At 35.6% G+C, this 18,253-nt stretch carries 14 protein-coding genes; 6 read left to right on the top strand and 8 right to left on the bottom strand.

Translation table 11 applies throughout. From position 1 onward, the window contains the following. Positions 1 to 51: 51 nt before the first annotated feature. The 7 genes from HNS40_RS02810 to HNS40_RS02780 all read right to left on the bottom strand — a co-directional run bounded on the left by HNS40_RS02810 (position 52) and on the right by HNS40_RS02780 (position 7,510). Positions 52 to 2,760, bottom strand: coding sequence for a T9SS type A sorting domain-containing protein (locus HNS40_RS02810; RefSeq protein ID WP_172277346.1), 2,709 nt, complete (start codon positions 2,758 to 2,760; stop codon positions 52 to 54). Positions 2,761 to 2,889: 129 nt separating this feature from the next. Then, positions 2,890 to 4,068 (bottom strand): sodium ion-translocating decarboxylase subunit beta, encoded by a 1,179-nt coding sequence (locus HNS40_RS02805; RefSeq protein ID WP_216663646.1) that lies wholly within the window; start codon positions 4,066 to 4,068, stop codon positions 2,890 to 2,892. A gap of 173 nt (positions 4,069 to 4,241) precedes the next feature. Then, entirely contained in the window at positions 4,242 to 4,658 is a 417-nt protein-coding gene (locus tag HNS40_RS02800) for a biotin/lipoyl-containing protein (protein ID WP_172277343.1), read from the bottom strand. A 10-nt stretch (positions 4,659 to 4,668) separates the two neighbouring features. Continuing rightward, positions 4,669 to 5,037 (bottom strand): OadG family protein, encoded by a 369-nt coding sequence (locus HNS40_RS02795; RefSeq protein WP_172277340.1) that lies wholly within the window; start codon positions 5,035 to 5,037, stop codon positions 4,669 to 4,671. 10 nt (positions 5,038 to 5,047) lie between these two features. Then, positions 5,048 to 6,604: an acyl-CoA carboxylase subunit beta gene (locus tag HNS40_RS02790; protein ID WP_172277337.1), complete on the bottom strand. Its 1,557-nt coding sequence runs from the start codon at positions 6,602 to 6,604 to the stop codon at positions 5,048 to 5,050. A gap of 28 nt (positions 6,605 to 6,632) precedes the next feature. Then, on the bottom strand, positions 6,633 to 7,037 hold the full coding sequence (gene mce / locus HNS40_RS02785) for a methylmalonyl-CoA epimerase (RefSeq protein WP_172277334.1): 405 nt from the start codon (positions 7,035 to 7,037) through the stop codon (positions 6,633 to 6,635). A gap of 275 nt (positions 7,038 to 7,312) precedes the next feature. Further along, on the bottom strand, positions 7,313 to 7,510 hold the full coding sequence (locus tag HNS40_RS02780) for a hypothetical protein (RefSeq protein WP_172277331.1): 198 nt from the start codon (positions 7,508 to 7,510) through the stop codon (positions 7,313 to 7,315). A gap of 155 nt (positions 7,511 to 7,665) precedes the next feature. On the opposite strand from HNS40_RS02780, the gene thiL reads away from it, so the two are divergent. The 6 genes from thiL to HNS40_RS02750 all read left to right on the top strand — a co-directional run bounded on the left by thiL (position 7,666) and on the right by HNS40_RS02750 (position 17,420). Then, positions 7,666 to 8,718 carry a thiamine-phosphate kinase gene (gene thiL / locus HNS40_RS02775; RefSeq protein ID WP_172277328.1) on the top strand — a complete coding sequence of 351 codons (1,053 nt, stop codon included), beginning with the start codon at positions 7,666 to 7,668 and terminating at the stop codon, positions 8,716 to 8,718. Positions 8,719 to 8,726: 8 nt separating this feature from the next. After that, positions 8,727 to 10,532 carry an excinuclease ABC subunit UvrC gene (gene uvrC, locus HNS40_RS02770; RefSeq protein WP_172277324.1) on the top strand — a complete coding sequence of 602 codons (1,806 nt, stop codon included), beginning with the start codon at positions 8,727 to 8,729 and terminating at the stop codon, positions 10,530 to 10,532. Next, entirely contained in the window at positions 10,533 to 11,474 is a 942-nt protein-coding gene (locus tag HNS40_RS02765) for an NAD(P)-dependent oxidoreductase (protein ID WP_172277321.1), read from the top strand. 148 nt (positions 11,475 to 11,622) lie between these two features. Further along, positions 11,623 to 13,356: a C69 family dipeptidase gene (locus HNS40_RS02760; RefSeq protein WP_172277318.1), complete on the top strand. Its 1,734-nt coding sequence runs from the start codon at positions 11,623 to 11,625 to the stop codon at positions 13,354 to 13,356. Between the two features lie 234 nt (positions 13,357 to 13,590). Continuing rightward, positions 13,591 to 15,492: a 1-deoxy-D-xylulose-5-phosphate synthase gene (gene dxs, locus HNS40_RS02755; protein WP_371742917.1), complete on the top strand. Its 1,902-nt coding sequence runs from the start codon at positions 13,591 to 13,593 to the stop codon at positions 15,490 to 15,492. 20 nt (positions 15,493 to 15,512) lie between these two features. Further along, on the top strand, positions 15,513 to 17,420 hold the full coding sequence (locus tag HNS40_RS02750; RefSeq protein ID WP_172277312.1) for a Na+/H+ antiporter NhaC family protein: 1,908 nt from the start codon (positions 15,513 to 15,515) through the stop codon (positions 17,418 to 17,420). Between the two features lie 86 nt (positions 17,421 to 17,506). Here the strand turns inward: HNS40_RS02750 and HNS40_RS02745 are convergent, their stop codons facing one another. Then, positions 17,507 to 18,022, bottom strand: a complete 516-nt coding sequence (locus HNS40_RS02745) for a response regulator (RefSeq protein WP_172277309.1) — start codon at positions 18,020 to 18,022, stop codon at positions 17,507 to 17,509. Between the last annotated feature and the right edge of the window lie 231 nt (positions 18,023 to 18,253).

Raw genomic sequence — 18,253 nt, 5'->3', positions numbered from 1 at the left:
AAAGACGGATTGGTGGGGCCAATCCGTCAATGAACAAAGCAGATAAATATTTTATTGTATACTTATCTTGCTTGAATAATATTTACTTGAAGTCTTTAGTTTTAAGACATAGCTTCCAGTAGAATAGTTGCTTAGGTCAACAAAATTATTTTTTAGGGATGTTGAGGATTCAAAAACCAAATCCCCCTTCATGTTAAAAAGTTGTAATTGCTTTATTGTGCTTTCGTTGTCAGGAAGAACAATGTTAATCTTGCCGTTTGAAGGATTTGGATAAACAGTGAAGCTTTCCGTGTTTTCCAATTCATTTTGTCCTACTGATAATAAATCATATGTACAAGTATATAGACCTCTACCATGTGAGGCGGCGATTACTTTTTTATCACTTTCTCTTATTCTTAGCATATCAACTCTTACGTTGGCCATCCCCTGAATAGCAGGAGACCAGCTTGGGTTATTTGCACTTAAATCAGAGGCTTGCCATACGCCTAGCTCAGTTGCGAGAAGTGCTTGTTTACTTGAGTTTGGATGGTATAGCGCCCATCTGATTGGCATATCTGGTAGGTTTCCTTCAATTTCTTGCCAGTTATTACCTCCATTATAGGTTTGCCAAACCGAACTCACTCCATAGTTACTGAATGTTACTAATAAGGTATCTTCCGAACCTCCGATAGCAATACAGCTAATGGCTCCCGTTGGGAAGTCTGAGCTTCCTATTTCAGTTGTATTTGCTATAGCTTGTGCATTACTAATTTTAAACAAATGCCCCGCATTGGAGCCCATAAATATGGTAGAACTTCCTAGCTCAGCATAAGGAGAATTTGTAACTGCAGTAAACCATGTGTTTATATTTGTACCTGCATCTATTAATTGTTCTGTTGGGTTGTTGGGCAGGTTTTTCACTCTAAACATTTTGTTTGCATCTTGTCCAAAAAAACCAACTCCATTTGCAAATAGAATATTGTTTTCGGAATCAAGATCCGCAGGACAAAGAAATGTTCCAGTACTATTATTTCCAACCCAAGCCACTTGATTATCTCCATTAAACACGGTGTATCTATTATAATAATAGGATGCTAATGAGATGTTTGGCTCATTTTTATCATAGAAGCAATAAGCACCATCTCCTCCAACAATCATATCGAATATAGTTAAGTCATTGCCTGTATATTTTAATGTTCCATTATCTTGAAGACCACCTAAATATTGATCTTCTCCAGTACTAGGATGAATGTCGCAGGTGTAAAATTGTAAACTTGAATAATGATTATTTCTTTCTTGAAAAACTGGGTTGGAAGCGCTTGCATTATTTGTATAAAAGACGCCGCCATCTGTTCCAAAAATAACTTCATCAGAAGAACCAGGTTTGAATTTTATCACATGTTGGTCAGCGTGAATATAATAATCCCCACCACCACTATACATAGCTGCCCAATCGCTTACATGAAAGTAAGTAGAGCCTTCGTTCAATGAATGATATTGGTCTAGGCCTCCAATATAGAAATGGTTTACTTCCACTGGATCAACAGCTATAGAGAAAGCATGCCAGCTTAAGCTAGCCCATGTTGGATCGTTATTTGGAATGTTTAACTCTTCCCAATCTTCACCACTATTATAAGATTTTAATACGAAATTCCCATGATAATAACCAAATCCGTTTTCGTATCCAGCTCCGATTATTGCATATACTTCAGAGTTATCTGATGCGGATGTTCCAAGCATCACTCTACCAGGTAAGCTATATTCACCAATTCCATCTTCAATAATTTCCTGGTAATCATCATTCTCTACCCAGGAACCACTAGTTCCCAAATCAGAGTATAGAATAACGGCGCCACCTTCTCCATCAATATTTCTCATGGTTCCTATATAAATTCTTCCATCAGGACCAATTTCAATATCTGCAGGTGTATATGGAATCTCATTTGAAATATATGGTAGCACTTGTTCCCATGAGTCTCCACCATTATCGGAGCGATATAATCCATCAGAAGGAAGTGAAACATGATCGGCTCCCATATATTGGCCCGAAGCCACACCGGCATAAATAACTGATATACCTTCTTCATCTCTTACTTCTATATCGGTGATGTAGGCAAAGTTTTGACTAGACTCAATAATGCTCCAAGTACTACCTCCGTCTTCTGATTTCCAAATACCAACACCTCTACCAGAGGATTCTCTATAGGTGATTATGGCAGTTTGCGCTTCACCAGTTCCTGCATAGAAGGTTTGAGTTTCGTTAGGATCGTAGGTCAAACAACTGATAGATAAGGAAGCCATAAAATCATCAACAGGATGCCATTCAGAATTATAATCTGTGATGTCTTCGTTATACCAAATACCACCAGTAACGGAGCCTGCCCAAACTCTGTTGCCAGTATTACTGTTAGGATCCCACATTAATGCTCTGGTTCTTCCACCCATATTGCTATTAATATTCTCCCATTCTAATTCTTGAGAATTCTTGAAACTTGAAGCTTCTAAGATTGCTTTAGTCTCCTTATTAGCTTTTACAAGTCTTTCTTGTGGTACTCGTTTTTCTACAGGATCCATTACCTGATAATATTCTTGTAGGGCTGCCATATCAGGTTGCCCAAGTGCCTTTTCATCAGTGGACTCCTCAGGTAAGCTTTTTTGAAAAGCCATGAGTTCTTTATTGATGGAATTAGCGTATGTGTCACGCGGATTTTTATTCTCGAATATAAAGACAATTGCAATTAGCACAATAATTGCGATAAATGGGAGTAAATAGTTTTTCATGATTATGATTTTTATTTAAGGACAAAGCTATTTATATTATGGTTGTTTTACAACTCATAGTTTTTAGATATAAAATAAGAAGCCCCAACTAAATAAGTAGCTGGGGCTGTAATTATATTTTGAGATGGCTTATGCCAAAAAGCTCAATAGGATACCAGCGGCTACGGCAGAACCAATAACACCACTTACATTGGGGGCCATGGCATGCATAAGAAGGTGGTTGGTCGGATCGTATTTTAAACCTTCGTGTTGTACTACACGAGCACTATCTGGAACAGCACTAACACCAGCTGCACCTACTAGAGGGTTGATTTTTTCTCCATCTTTCAAGAATATATTCATGAATTTTGCAAAAAGGATTCCTCCTGCGGTTGCAATGATAAATGAAGCAGCTCCTAGTCCGAAAATCATTAAAGAAGTTCCTTTTAAGAATACAGTAGCTTGAGTAGAAGCTCCTACAGTGATACCCAAAAGAATAGTTACGATATCGATCATTGGATTTCGAGCAGTATCAGCTAATCGTTTAGTTCTTCCACTTTCTTTTAGCAAGTTACCAAAGAATAGCATACCTAATAATGGTAATGAACTTGGAGAAATAAAACCTGTTAGCAATAGTCCAATAATAGGGAACATAATTTTCTCTAATTTAGGAACAACTCTAGGAGGTTTCATTCTAATAACACGCTCTTTATCATTCGTTAATAAACGCATGATTGGAGGTTGGATTACAGGTACTAGGGCCATGTATGAATAAGCAGCAATGGCAATAGGGCCAATTAAGTTTAATACAGTCTCTCCGTTATATAAGTTAATACCATTTGCTAATTTAGACGAAAGAAAAATCGCGGTAGGGCCATCTGCTCCACCAATAATTCCAATAGCACCAGCTTCTGGTGGATTAAATCCTAAAGCAATAGCTCCAAGGAAAGTAAGGAAGATACCAATTTGAGCAGCAGCTCCTAAAAGCATCAATTTGGGATTAGAGATTAATGAAGAGAAATCTGTCATGGCTCCAATTCCTAAGAAAATTAGAGGAGGGTATATACCAAGTGTTACACCATAATATAGATAATTCATAACACTACCTTCCTCATAAATACCTAATTTTAAACCTGCTCCTTCCATAAAGGGGATGTTGCCTATTATGATACCAATTCCTATAGGAATTAAAAGCAAGGGTTCGTAATCGTATTTAATGGCTAGGAAGATAAAGAATAATCCGACGAAAAGCATCACAAGGTGACCTGTTGTAACATTATTAAAGCCAGAGTATTCGTAAAACTTCATTACTCCGCCCATTCCAGACATTCCTGTTACGCTTTCTTCATCGTGTCCCATATCGGAAGTGACTCCGGTACTTTTCTCTACTTGAGAAGTTTGCTCAACATCAGTTGCTTTTTCATACAGTTTGAAGCTGCTTGAAACCAATGCTATAATGGCAATTGCTCCTATTATTGTTAATAGTTTTCTTATCGCCATTTTTATTTCATTTCAAGTAAAACATGATCTTGAAGAACGGCCTCACCCACTTGAACTTTAATAGAGGTGATGACTCCATCTTTTTCTGCTAATACTGTGTTTTCCATTTTCATGGCTTCGTACATCAGTAAAGTATCACCTTTTTTAACTTGGGCTTTTTCTTTTACTAAAATACTCATGATATTACCAGGAAGAGGGCATTTAACCTTAATTATTGCACCATCTCCTTTTTTCTTAATTGTTTTGTGAGTTGGTACAGCCTGTCTTACCATGGTTGGTGTTTTGGACTGACTCACTTCGCGGTCAAGTTCTACTTGGTAGGAAGTACCATTTACTTCAATATCGAAAAGATTACCTTCGGTACTTTTTATATCTACTTCGTATTCGTTGCCTCGTATTTTGAATTTATATGATTTCATTGTTCAATTTTTAAAATCTTGAATTTAAACCTCCCTGAATGGTGTATATCTTAGAACTCCATGGAGAATATCGTTTTGACAATTTTTTAGCTGTGATTTTACCACTTTCAATATCATGCTTTTCGTTCATGCAAAGATATATAGCCATACTAATAGCCGCATTTACTTCTCCTGAATGACCAATTGTACTTTCTTCTGCATCTTTTTTACCAGCTCTTCTCATTCTAGAACGTGTATACATATCTAATAATTTGGGTATTAGTAAGTATACTAGGAATAAGAAAATAAGTGCAGAAAGAACAATTAGATATCCAATTAAAGTAACTGTGATTCCGAAGTCCATGGTGCTATTAAGCAATATTAAATTTAGATGTTCCATTTTCTTTTCTTTACAAAGGAATGTTTCCGTGTTTCTTTGGAGGATTCATATCCTTCTTGTTTGTTAATGTTCTGAAAGCTCTAACAATTCTAAATCTAGTATTTCTAGGCTCAATGACATCGTCAATATAGCCATATCTTGCTGCATTATAGGGATTAGCGAATTGTTCTTTGTATTCGTCCTCTTTTATAACGGCATATTTAGTAGCTTCTTCAGGAGTCATAGTCGACATTTTTCTGCCTTCTAATACTTCGATAGCACCTTTGGCGCCCATTACAGCGATTTCTGCAGTTGGCCACGCGTAATTAACGTCTCCTCTTAATTGTTTAGAGCTCATTACATCATGTGCACCACCGTAGGATTTACGGATTGTAATTGTTACTTTTGGAACTGTAGCTTCACCATAAGCAAACATTAACTTAGCACCATGAGTAATAATTCCGTTATGCTCTTGTTTGCTACCAGGTAAGAAACCAGGAACATCAACCAATGTTAAGATAGGAATATTGAAAGCATCGCAGAAACGTACAAAGCGAGCAGCTTTTCTACTGGCGTTGATATCTAGTACACCAGCTAAATAATTAGGTTGATTGGCAACAACTGCAGTTGGATTGCCATTTAATTTAATAAAACCTGTGATGATGTTTTTAGCAAAATGTCTTTGGAACTCAAAGAATTCATTATTATCTGCTAAACTCCAAATGATGTCCTTCATTTCATAAGGCTGATTTGGGTTTTCTGGAATGATTTCATTTAATACATCATCAATACGATCAAGAGGGTCGTTACAAGTAGTTTGAATGGGGTCTTCCATATTATTGTTAGGAAGATATTCCATCAGTTTTCTAATTAACATTAAACCTTCTTCTTCATTTTCTGCTTTGTAGTGAGCAACACCTGATTTGGAAGTATGAACATCTGCACCACCAAGGTCTTCGGTAGTGATATCTTCTCCAGTTACTGTTTTTGTTACTTTAGGGCCAGTAACAAACATATAACTAGATTCTTCACTCATGATGACAACATCAGTAAGAGCTGGAGAATATACGGCTCCACCAGCACAAGGACCAAAAATTGCAGAGATTTGAGGAATAACTCCTGAAGCCATAATGTTTCTTTGGAAGATCTCAGCATAACCAGCTAAACTATTTACACCTTCTTGAATACGTGCTCCTCCGCTATCATTGATGCCGATAACAGGTGCTCCTACTTTCATAGCCATGTCCATTACTTTACAAATTTTCTCAGCGAAAGTTTCTGATAAAGAACCTCCAAATACCGTGAAGTCTTGAGAGTAAACGTAAACAATGCGACCATCTATTGTTCCATGACCTGTCACTACACCATCTCCTAAGAAATGCTGCTTATCCATGCCAAAGTTAGTACATCTGTGAGTTACAAACATATCAAACTCTTCGAAACTGCCCTCGTCGAGTAAGATGTCAATTCGCTCACGGGCTGTGAATTTCCCTTTGGCGTGCTGGGAGGCTATTCTTTTTTCTCCTCCGCCAAGGGCTGCTTCTTCCCGTTTTTTGATGAGCAAGTCTATTTTATCTTGTATTGCCATTATATATAATTATTACAAATGAATGTTATTATTTTTTACCACAAAACTCTGTAAGAACCCCACCTGTTGATTTAGGATGGAGGAATCCGATTCTTAAACCTTCAGCACCGCCACGAGGTTCTTTATCAATCAAACGTACGCCTTTTGCTTCGGCATCATTTAAGGCAGTAGTTACATCATCCATTGCAAAAGCTATATGGTGAACGCCAGGGCCTTTTTTATCTAGAAATTTAGCAACTGGGCTATCATCAGCAGTAGCTTCTAATAATTCGAGTTTTGTTTGACCTACCATAAAAAAAGCTGTTTTTACTTTCTGGTCTGTAACTTCTTCAACAGCATAGCATTCTAATCCTAAAACTTCCTCGTAGTATTTAATGCTCTCTTCAAGGTTGCTAACTGCAATTCCTATGTGCTCTATGTGGGTTGGTTTCATATATTGAAATTTATTATTATTACTTGAAAATATTACTGCAAAAGTATTTGTTTAGCTGTTAACTAAAAAACAATAAAAGCAAAAAATATCACCGTATTTTTTGCTTAAACCTAAAGTTTTTGTAAATATGGAATCGCCTGATATAGAGAATTATACAAAATTAATTTGAACAAGTTTTAAATAAAATCAGTGCAGATTAGATTTTGTTAAACTAAATAGGGCATATTTATTTATGCTTGCATAATAATTGCATGAGTGAAATGGTCGTATTCTCATTATTTTGTTGAGAGTTTTCTTTTTTTATTGTCTTTGGGTTTTGCCGTTAAAATCACTACTACACCAATTGCAGGTGTTAAAAACACGCTTAAAATAAAAACACCCCAGAAACCAAGTTTTGTGTTTTTACCAATCAAACCAAAAACAATGGCTAGCATGAGGTATGTAGACCAAAAATATATACTATAATTTTCCATAATATTATTGTTTAGGCTAAAATAATAAAAAAATGACTTCAATCAACGTCTTTAATTCTTCTATTTTAAAGCTGATCTAATATTAATTGATTCAAGAAATAATCATCACCCATATGTGCTATTCATTTTGTACTTTTGCAAAAAAATAATACAGCATGTTCGAAGAGAGAAAGAAAAGAACCGAAATATCCGAATTAGGTGAGTTTAGATTGATAGAAATTTTAACTAAAGATTTTGAGATTAAACAAGAGAGTACTCTCACAGGAATTGGTGATGATGCCGCTATTCTTGGTTTTAAGGAGGATGAAAAAGTATTGGTTTCTACCGATTTATTAGTGGAAGGAATTCATTTTCACTTGTCATATGTTCCATTAAAACATTTGGGTTATAAAGCTGCTATTGTAAATTTTTCTGATATGGCTGCTATGAATGCACTTCCTACTCAGATAACTGTTGGAATAGCATTAAGTAATCGCTTTTCTTTAGAGGCTGTGCAAGAAATATATGAGGGGATAAAGCTTGCTTGCGACAAGTATAATGTTGACTTAGTGGGTGGCGATACTACTAGCAGCACTAGTGGTTTGGTGATTTCAATAACTGTTATTGGAAAAGCAAAAGAGGAGCGTATTGTTAAAAGATCTGGAGCCAAGGAAAAAGACTTGTTGGTTACAACTGGCGATTTAGGAGCAGCATATGCTGGGCTTTTATTGCTGGAAAGAGAAAGGAAAGTGTTTGAAAAAACACCTGAAGTACAACCCGAGTTTTCTGGTTTTGAATATGTTATAGAGCGTCAGTTAAAGCCAGAGGCGAGAGTGGATATTGTGAAAAAGTTAGAGGAGTTAGATGTTATTCCAACATCAATGATAGACATTAGCGATGGCTTAGGTTCTGAAATTCTTCACCTTTGTAAAGCTTCAAAATTGGGCTGTCATCTCTATGAAAATAAAATTCCTTTGGATGTTCAAACCCATCAGGTTTCTGATGACTTTGGGATTCATCCGGCGACCTTAGCATTAAATGGGGGGGAAGATTATCAGCTTTTGTTTACCATCTCTCAAGATGATTATGAGAAAATTAAGGATGATGATTCTTTTATCATTATTGGTCATATGATGGATGAAGGGACAGGAGCACAGATGATTACTGAAATTGATAAGGCCATTCCTATTAGAGCTCAAGGTTGGGATGGCTTAAAAGCTGAACAATAGTTTTTTCTATGAATGAAGCTCATGAAGCCATAAAGAAGCAGATTAGAACTTTGCCTCACCAGCCAGGGGTTTATCAATATTTTGATAAAAATGAGCAGATCATTTATGTAGGTAAAGCCAAAAACCTAAAGAAACGCGTTTCTTCTTATTTTGCTGGGCTACAAAATCATAGCGGAAAATTAAAGGTTTTAGTCAAAAAAATAGTAAGCCTTAAATTTATAGTGGTGGAGACAGAGGTGGATGCGCTTTTATTGGAGAATAATCTTATCAAAAAGTACCAGCCTCGTTATAATATCCTCCTCAAAGATGATAAGACATTCCCATGGATTTGTATTAAAAATGAAGCGTTTCCTAGAGTCTTTTCTACGCGTAAAAAAAATGATGATGGTTCTCAGTATTTTGGCCCTTATGCTTCTGGTAAGATGATGAAAACCATATTGGAACTGATTCGTCAATTATATCCCATTCGTACTTGTGCTCATCATCTTTCACAAAAGAATATAGAAGCTGGTAAATTTAAAGTTTGTCTCGATTACCATCTTGGTAATTGTCTGGGGCCGTGTGTTGGAAAACAACGCACAGAGGATTATGATGGAAATATAAAAGAGATAGCAAGGATTTTAAAAGGAAACATAGCCAGTTTAATTCAAGAGTTGAAACAAAAGATGATGAGCTATGCCGAAGCAATGGAATTTGAAAAGGCACAAATGCTTAAAGAAAGGTTAGAAGTTTTAACTAGCTATAGAAGTAAATCTATGGTGGTGAATCCAAATATAAAAAATGTGGATGTATTTTCCTTTTTTGAAGACGAGGAAGCTGCTTATATCAATTTTATGAAGGTGATTGATGGGGCCATTGTTCAAACCCATACTCTCGAGTTAAAGAAAAAATTAGAGGAAAGTCCTGTACAATTATTAGAAATGGGAATAGCTGAGATTAGGCAGACTTATGGATTGGAAGCTGAAGAGATGTTATTGCCATTTGAAATAAGTTTAGCATTCGATAATATCTATATCACTATCCCGAAAATTGGTGATAAGAAGCATCTTTTAGAATTAAGTGAGCGTAATGCTAAGTATTATCAGTTGGATAAGAAAAAGAAAAAAGATTTAATAGATCCAGAACGTCACGTAAAAAGAATACTCGATAAAATGAAAGAGGAATTGAGGATGAATGAACTTCCTCGTCATATTGAGTGTTTCGATAATTCCAATTTTCAAGGAGATTATCCAGTTGCTGCCATGGTGATGTTTAAAAACACCAAACCTTATAAAAAAGGATACAGACATTATAATATAAAGACTGTTGTTGGTCCCGATGATTTTGCCTCCATGGCCGAAGTCATATACCGACGCTATAAAAGATTGCAAGAAGAAAATGCCGATTTACCTCAACTGATAGTTGTGGATGGAGGTAAAGGACAATTGAGTGCTGCTGTTTCAAGTCTTGATAGGTTAGGGCTTCGCGGAAAAATCACCATTGTTGGGATTGCCAAAAAGTTGGAGGAAATCTATTTCCCTGGTGATTCTTTACCTTTGTATATTGATAAAAAATCGGAGACATTAAAAATCATACAGCATACAAGAGATGAGGCGCACAGGTTTGGAATTACGCATCATCGAAGCAAAAGAGATAAAGGAACATTAAAAACTTCATTAACTGAAATTAAAGGTATTGGTCCACAGACCACCGAATTATTGCTGAAGAAATTTAAATCGGTTAAGAAAATTAAAGAGCAAGATTTAAAGACCTTAGAAAAAGAGGTGGGTTTATCAAAAGCTCAATTATTGATAGAATATTTTAAAACTCATTAAATGAAAGTTTTATTTATAGATACTACTCATGAAATCCTGCCTCAAGAACTAGAGGAAATGGGCTTTCAATGCGATTATTTTGATGATTATAAATATCAGGATTATCTAAATTGTATTGCTGATTATGATGGAGTAGTGATTCGTAGTAAAATTAAAATGGACAAGCATATTCTGAAACAAGCCAAAAAACTAAAGTTTATTGGTAGAGTTGGAGCGGGAATGGAAAATATTGATGTAGAATTTGCCCAATCTTTAGGAATCGCTTGCCTCAATTCTCCTGAAGGAAACCGCGATGCTGTTGCTGAACATGCCTTAGGAATGATTCTCGCCTTAAGAAATCATTTGGTTAGAGTTAATCAGGAAGTTAGAAATGGCATCTGGATAAGAGAAGAAAACCGAGGCTTTGAGCTAAAAGGAAAAACATTGGCTATAATCGGATATGGAAATATGGGAAGAGCTTTTGCCCAAAGACTTCTAGGTTTTGAGATGAAGGTGATTGCCTACGATAAATATAAAAGCAATTTTTCTGATGAATATGCCCAAGAAGTAGCTTTAGAGGAGGTTTTTAAACAAGCTGATGTCATCAGTTATCATGTGCCTTTAACCGAAGAAACTCGCTATATGTTCAATGATGAATTTATTTCGCAAATGAACAAACCATTCTATCTCATCAATACGGCTCGTGGACCAGTTGTAAACACAGCTGATTTAATGAAAGGGATAGAAGCTGGACAAGTATTGGGAGCAGCATTAGATGTTTTGGAGTTTGAAGGTGTGTCTTTTGAGAAGCTAAAAGAAGAAGATTTACCCGAAAGTTTCCAAAAATTAATCTCCTCCGATCAGGTTTTATTGAGCCCTCATATTGCTGGTTGGACCATGGAATCTAATATAAAACTATCCTCTTTTATTGTGGAGAAGATAGCAGCTTTAAACCTACTATAGGTTCGAGAATACCCATATAAAATCCTTTATTTATCCTTGATTGTACTAATTTTAAATAGCGTTCAAGCCTGTCTTTAGCATCCTTGTATATTTCCCCAAAAAACTTACTTTTGTGCTTCGTCAATTATATATTTAAAATACAATACTTATGAAGAAGATATTAGTGCTTGTACTAGTGGCTTTCACGGTGGTCTTTTCAAGCCATCAAGCTTCCGCTTGTACCAATTATTTGATTACTAAAGGTGCATCTACTGATGGTTCTACCATGATTAGTTATGCCGCCGATAGTCATGTATTATATGGTGAATTATATCACTGGCCTGCTACAACATGGGCAAAGGATGCGATGTTAGATGTTTATGAATGGGATACAGGAAAGTATCTTGGAGAGATTAAGCAAGCTGCCAAAACTTATAATGTGGTTGGTAATATGAATGAATTTCAGTTGGCCATAGGAGAAACAACTTATGGTGGACGTTCAGAATTGCGTGATCCAAAAGGAATCATGGATTATGGTAGTTTAATATATATCACCTTACAAAGAGCAAAAAATGCTCGTGAAGCGATTAAAACTATCGCTGGTTTAATGGCTGAATATGGATATTATAGTTCTGGTGAATCTTTTTCTATTTCTGATCCTAATGAGGTTTGGATTATGGAATTGATTAGCAAGGGACCTGATAATAAAGGTGCCGTTTGGGTAGCACGTCGTATTCCTGATGGATATGTTTCTGGTCATGCCAATCAAGCTCGTATTACTACTTTCCCTTTAAGTGATGGAAAAACTTCTATTTCTTCTGATGAAATGGATAAGATTTTCAATAAAGAAGTAGAAAATGTTTATGCTGCTGACGTTATCACTTTTGCTCGTGAAAAAGGATATTTCTCCGGTGCAGATAAAAACTTTAGTTTCTCAGATTCTTATGCTCCAGTTGATTTTGGAGGGGCGCGTTTCTGTGAAATTCGCGTTTGGTCTATGTTTAATGAAATTACTGATGATGCCAATAACTATTGGGAATATGTAAAAGGTAATATTGAGCATGGTAAGAAATTAGCCAATGGTGATGAGAATAAAGATCATTACCCAACCAATCGTATGCCTTTATGGGTGAAGCCTAACAGAAAAATATCTGTTCAAGATATGATGTTCTTTATGAGAAATCATTTAGAAGGAACAGAATTAGATATGAGTAAAGATATGGGAGCTGGTGCTTTTGAAAATCCATACCGTTGGAGACCATTGACATGGAAAGTAGATGGCGAAACTTATTGTAACGAGCGTGCTACTGCTACTCAACAAACAGGTTTTTCTTTTATTTCTCAAAGTCGTTCTTGGTTGCCAGATCCAGTTGGTGGAATTATTTGGTTTGGAGTTGATGATGCCTCTAGCTGTGTTTATGTTCCTTTGTATTCTAGTATTACCAAAGCCCCACGTACTTTAGAAAGAGGAAATGGTAAAATGATGGTTTGGTCTGATGATGCTGCTTTCTGGGTATTTAATCAAGTGACAAACTTGGCCTATACTCGTTATAATGAAATTCATCCAGAAGTTGAAAAGAAACAACAAATGTTTGAAGATCAATTTGTGATGCACACTGATATGGTTGACCAACGTGCTGTAGCTCTTTATGAAAAGAATCCTCATTCTGCTGCTGAATATTTAACTCATTATTCTTGTTCACAAGCTGATATGGTTACTTATGCATGGAAAGATTTTTATAAATACTTATTTATGAAATACATGGATGGTAATATCAAGACTGCTAATCCTGGACATCAAAACCCAAATATGAAACAGCCAGGTTATGGTGATAAGTGGTATAAGAAAATCGCAGATGAGACAGGTGATAAACTAAAAATGCCTGCTAGCGGAGGTCATTAATTATCATTTAATTAAATAATAAAAGAGGCTCAAATTTATTTTGAGCCTCTTTTGTTATATTAAGTTTTGTATGATAAAGAATCAGGTCCCCTTAATTATCATCTTAAATGCCTTGTTTGATTATAACATATTCCTATTGAATTGGAGAACAGCATTTTTATAAAATAATTAAATGATATTGGATTTTATTCTCAAAAACTGACTTATGGATGCAATAAAAATCTAATTTTGCGAATTATGCAAAACCAATTTGGCAAAATATTATCAAAGGTTAATTTACCTACAGATTTAAAGAATCTTACAGAAGAAGAATTGCAAGTATTAGCTTCTGATGTTAGAAGATGTATTATTGATGTGGTAGCAACTAATCACGGCCATCTGGCTTCTAGTTTGGGGGTTGTCGAATTAAGTATTGCTTTACATTATGTATTCGATACTCCTTATGATAAATTAGTTTGGGATGTTGGTCATCAAGCCTATCCGCATAAAATATTAACAGGCCGAAAAAGCGAATTTCATACCAATAGAAAGCTATATGGGATTTCTGGTTTCCCAAAAATCAGTGAAAGTGAATATGATGCTTTTGGTGTAGGACATTCCTCTACTAGTATTTCTGCTGCTTTAGGTATGGCAGAAGCTTCGCGTTTAAAAGGCGAAATTGATAGGCAGCATATTGCAATCATTGGTGATGGCTCCATGACGGCTGGTATGGCTATGGAGGCACTTAATAATGCTGGTGTTAGCAATTCTAATATCCTTGTCATTCTAAATGATAATGGAATCGCCATAGATCCAAGTGTGGGTGCTATCCATAAATACCTAACTGATGTTTCAACCTCCAAGACTTATAATAGATTGAAGGATGATATCTGGAATATGTTGGGGAAGATGGATAAATTAGGTCTGGCTTCTCAGAAAATTGCAAGTAAAATAGATTCAGCCATTAAAACTACCCTCCTCAAGAGTAGTAATATGTTTGAATCGATGAACTTTAGATATTTTGGTCCGGTGAATGGTCATAATTTGCCAAGATTGGTTAAGGTATTATCTGATTTAAAAGATATTCCTGGCCCCAAAGTATTGCATATCATAACGAAGAAAGGTAAAGGGTTAGCTACCGCGGAGCAAGATCCAATTACTTTTCATGCTCCAGGTACTTTCGATAGCAGGACAGGAGAATTGATAAAAAGTATAGAGGTAGCTGACAGTATCCCGCCCAAATTTCAAGATGTTTTTGGGAAAACATTACTGGAGTTAGCTGAAATAGATGAAAAAATCGTTGGGATAACCCCTGCTATGCCCACCGGTTCTTCATTTAATTTTATGATGGAGAAATATCCTGAGAGAGTATTTGACGTTGGGATTGCAGAACAGCATGCTGTTACTTTTGCTGCTGGATTAGCTATTTCTGGAATGAAACCATTTTGTAATATTTATTCTTCTTTTATGCAAAGGGCTTATGACCAGGTGGTTCATGATGTAGCTTTACAAAAGTTACCTGTAGTTTTTTGTTTGGATAGAGCAGGCTTGGTAGGAGAGGATGGACCAACCCATCATGGTGTCTTTGATTTAGCTTATTTTAGAGGAATCCCAAATATGATTGTCGCAGCTCCACTTGATGAATGGGAGTTACGGTATATGATGAATACCGCTAAAGATTATAAAGAAGGTCCATTCTCTATCCGTTTTCCAAGAGGACGTGGTTCACATGTGGATTGGGCTTGTGAATTGGAAAAAGTAGAAATTGGTAGAGGTCGTCAATTAAGAGATGGAGAAGATTTAGCAATTTTGAGTATTGGAACTGTTGGTGTAGAAGTTTTGAAAGCTATTGAAAAAATTGAGTCGGACAAGAAGCCTGCAGTTTATGATTTACGTTTTCTCAAGCCTTTAGATGAAGAATTGGTCAAGGAGGTTTTTGAGCGTTTCGATAAAATTATTACCATAGAAGATGGTGCTTTAATAGGTGGTCTTGCTTCGGCAATTTCCGAACTAAAAAATAAATTACAGTTTAAAGGGGAAATCAAAAACCTTGGAATTGCTGATGAATTTATTGAACATGGAAAACCTGAGGAATTAAAAGCTATTTGTGGTTATGATTCTTCCGGAATTATAGCTTGCATCCAGTCTTTTTATTAAATTCGCCCTAAACTTTTAGGATGAATCCAATTAAATATTCAAGTTTAGTCTTTTTATTTGCCCTATTCTTTCTTTTAGTGGGAAAAGTTGAGTCCGTTTCTTCTCAAGAAACTACAGCTTGGTCTGTTGAGAAACCACTCATCATAATGCAGGGAATTGAACTAGATTTTCCTATAAAAGTAAATGCTTCAGATTCTTTTCTTGATGTTTATGTAAATGGGAAAGCTGAAACACTGGAAATCATAGATGGATATGCATACCTACCCATTAAAATTGATGTGGAATCTATTATTAAGCTTGAATCCACCCACGGTGTTATTGAAGTAAAAGTTAATCCGATACCACTTTGGTTTAGTATTATCCCTCCCCTTGTAGCCATCTTTGTGGCTTTAGTTTTTAAGGAAGTTTTTACTGCTTTATTTATGGGGATATTTATTGGAACCACTACCATTCAATTTTTCTATGGAGAGTCTTTCTTTGCTGCTATTTATAAAGGCTTTTTCAGTATTATAACTGATTATATTATTGGAGCCTTAAATGATCCAGGGCATCTTTCAATTATTGTCTTTTCTATGCTTATAGGGGGGATGGTGCATATTATTACCAAAAATGGAGGAATGGCGGGAGTAGTAGCTTTTCTGAGTAAATATGCTAAAACTAGAAAATCTGGACAGTTTATCACTTGGTTGCTAGGAATATCAATATTTTTCGATGATTATGCCAATACTTTGGTGGTCGGGAATACCATGCGTCCGGTAACAGATCGTTTAAAGGTTTCGCGAGAGAAACTAGCTTATTTGGTTGATTCTACTGCAGCTCCAATTGCTTCAATAGCCTTAATTACAACATGGGTAGGGGCTGAGTTAAGCTATATTCAGGATGGGATAAAACAATTAAATATACACGAGACTCCATATGTAGTTTTCCTTAATTCTTTACAATATTCCTTTTATCCCATATTTACTCTTGGGTTTGTTTTGATGGTTATCTTTACAGGTCGCGATTTTGGTCCTATGAGGAAGGCTGAAATAAAGATCAAACATATAGTGCTGAAGGAAATCGAAAAAGAAACCCCGCTTGATGATTCTTATCAGCCTAAAAAAGGAGTGAAACCTCACGCTTTTAATGCATTAATTCCTGTTCTTGTTGTAGTTTTTGGTACTATCGCTGGTTTAGTGATCACAGGATTAGAATCCTCTACTTGGTCGAGTGAATTGAGCTTCTATCGTAATTTGAGTGGTGTCATTGGTAATGCAGATTCCTATGTAGCTTTGTTATGGTCATCTTTGGCTGGTGTTTTTATTGCGGTAATCCTTAGTGTTTCTCAAAGGTTATTAAACCTTAAAGAATCTATGGATAGTATGGTTGATGGCTTTAGGATCATGCTCACTGCTATTTTAATTTTAACTTTGGCTTGGGCTTTGGCAGCATTGACAGAGAATATTCATACTGCTGAATTTATTTCAGGTAGTTTAATCGATTTACAGATTAGTCCATATTTAATCCCTGCTTTGGCATTTGTTTTAGCTGCCTTGGTAGCTTTCTCTACTGGTTCTTCTTGGGGAACGATGGCTATTTTGTATCCATTAATGCTTCCTGCAATTTGGTTGTTAGCAACAGAAGCAGGATTATCCTATGATGAATCTATTGTCCTTTTCCATAATGTCGTCTCTGTAATTCTTGCTGGTTCTGTCATGGGTGATCATTGTAGTCCAATCTCCGATACAACTATTATGAGCTCCTTAGCTAGTCAATGTAATCATATTGAACATGTTAGGACGCAATTACCTTATGCGCTTTCTGTAGGAGGGGTTTCTTTATTACTAGGGACACTTCCCGTGGCTTTTGGCTTTCCTATTATACTTTCTTATATTTTGGGTTTTGGCTTGTTGTTCATGGTCATTAGGTATTTCGGCAAAACCACCTAATCATAGCATCTTATATATTTGAATATCTTTCTAAAATTCATGAATATATGAGGTAACCTTAATATCAAAGATAAATGAAAGACTATTTACAAAGCAGGCCCGTAATTCTGTATTCCTATTAAAACTCCTACCAATATGATTAAAATAATAATGAATATCTTATACCATAATATGACGTTTCCCTTTTTATCGGCTCTAATGTGATTACAAATATTGCCAAGAAGGTGATTGATTCTAATAAGAGCGGTATCTCCTTTAATTACGTAATCGTAGGCACCATTTTTCATCGTCTCAATGGCTACATTAATATCGTCTGATGCTGTGAGGAAAATATTTTGTGTACTAGGACTAATTTGCTTAATTTTTTTTAAAACATCTAGTCCAGTGGTTTTGCCTCCCAAATGATAATCCAATAAACTAATATCGGGTTTCTTTTCTTTAACAGCTTCTATGATGTCTTTAGCGTTACTAAATGAGCGTACATTTTTATATCCCTGTTTTTCTAAATCATGAGATACCACTTTTAAATAGATTAAATCGTCATCAACAAAATAGATCAATGTATTTTCGTTAGCCCTATTCTTTAAATTGTTCGGTTCCATATCAATCTTTTTTATGTAAATATAATAAAACTATTTTTTATAAGCTAGTCTAAAATAAAAAAAAGAGTCTTGAAATGCAATTGTTTAGATTGGAAAAGTATAGAAATATTACAGTTTATAAATCGTTTATTCGATAAGATCCATAGTTTATTCAATATGTCCACACGTTTGTTCATTGGTAGTGACAAAACTAAATGAATCTATTAAATTTGTTGCTGAAAGTGATTCCTA

It is taken from the genome of Lentimicrobium sp. S6 (genome assembly GCF_013166635.1).
In the GTDB taxonomy this organism is placed as follows: Bacteria; Bacteroidota; Bacteroidia; order Bacteroidales; family UBA12170; genus UBA12170.
Note: the sequence above shows the minus strand (reverse complement) of the source record. Positions and strands in the feature narration are given on the sequence as shown.

Coding starts and splice junctions, on each gene's coding strand:
- HNS40_RS02800 (WP_172277343.1), bottom strand. CDS start 4,658: ATGAAATCATATAAATTCAAAATACGAGGCAACGAATACGAAGTAGAT.
- HNS40_RS02810 (WP_172277346.1), bottom strand. CDS start 2,760: ATGAAAAACTATTTACTCCCATTTATCGCAATTATTGTGCTAATTGCA.
- HNS40_RS02760 (WP_172277318.1), top strand. CDS start 11,623: ATGAAGAAGATATTAGTGCTTGTACTAGTGGCTTTCACGGTGGTCTTT.
- thiL (WP_172277328.1), top strand. CDS start 7,666: ATGTTCGAAGAGAGAAAGAAAAGAACCGAAATATCCGAATTAGGTGAG.
- HNS40_RS02790 (WP_172277337.1), bottom strand. CDS start 6,604: ATGGCAATACAAGATAAAATAGACTTGCTCATCAAAAAACGGGAAGAA.
- HNS40_RS02805 (WP_216663646.1), bottom strand. CDS start 4,068: ATGTCTGGAATGGGCGGAGTAATGAAGTTTTACGAATACTCTGGCTTT.
- uvrC (WP_172277324.1), top strand. CDS start 8,727: ATGAATGAAGCTCATGAAGCCATAAAGAAGCAGATTAGAACTTTGCCT.
- mce (WP_172277334.1), bottom strand. CDS start 7,037: ATGAAACCAACCCACATAGAGCACATAGGAATTGCAGTTAGCAACCTT.
- HNS40_RS02765 (WP_172277321.1), top strand. CDS start 10,533: ATGAAAGTTTTATTTATAGATACTACTCATGAAATCCTGCCTCAAGAA.
- HNS40_RS02795 (WP_172277340.1), bottom strand. CDS start 5,037: ATGGAACATCTAAATTTAATATTGCTTAATAGCACCATGGACTTCGGA.
- HNS40_RS02750 (WP_172277312.1), top strand. CDS start 15,513: ATGAATCCAATTAAATATTCAAGTTTAGTCTTTTTATTTGCCCTATTC.
- HNS40_RS02780 (WP_172277331.1), bottom strand. CDS start 7,510: ATGGAAAATTATAGTATATATTTTTGGTCTACATACCTCATGCTAGCC.
- HNS40_RS02745 (WP_172277309.1), bottom strand. CDS start 18,022: ATGGAACCGAACAATTTAAAGAATAGGGCTAACGAAAATACATTGATC.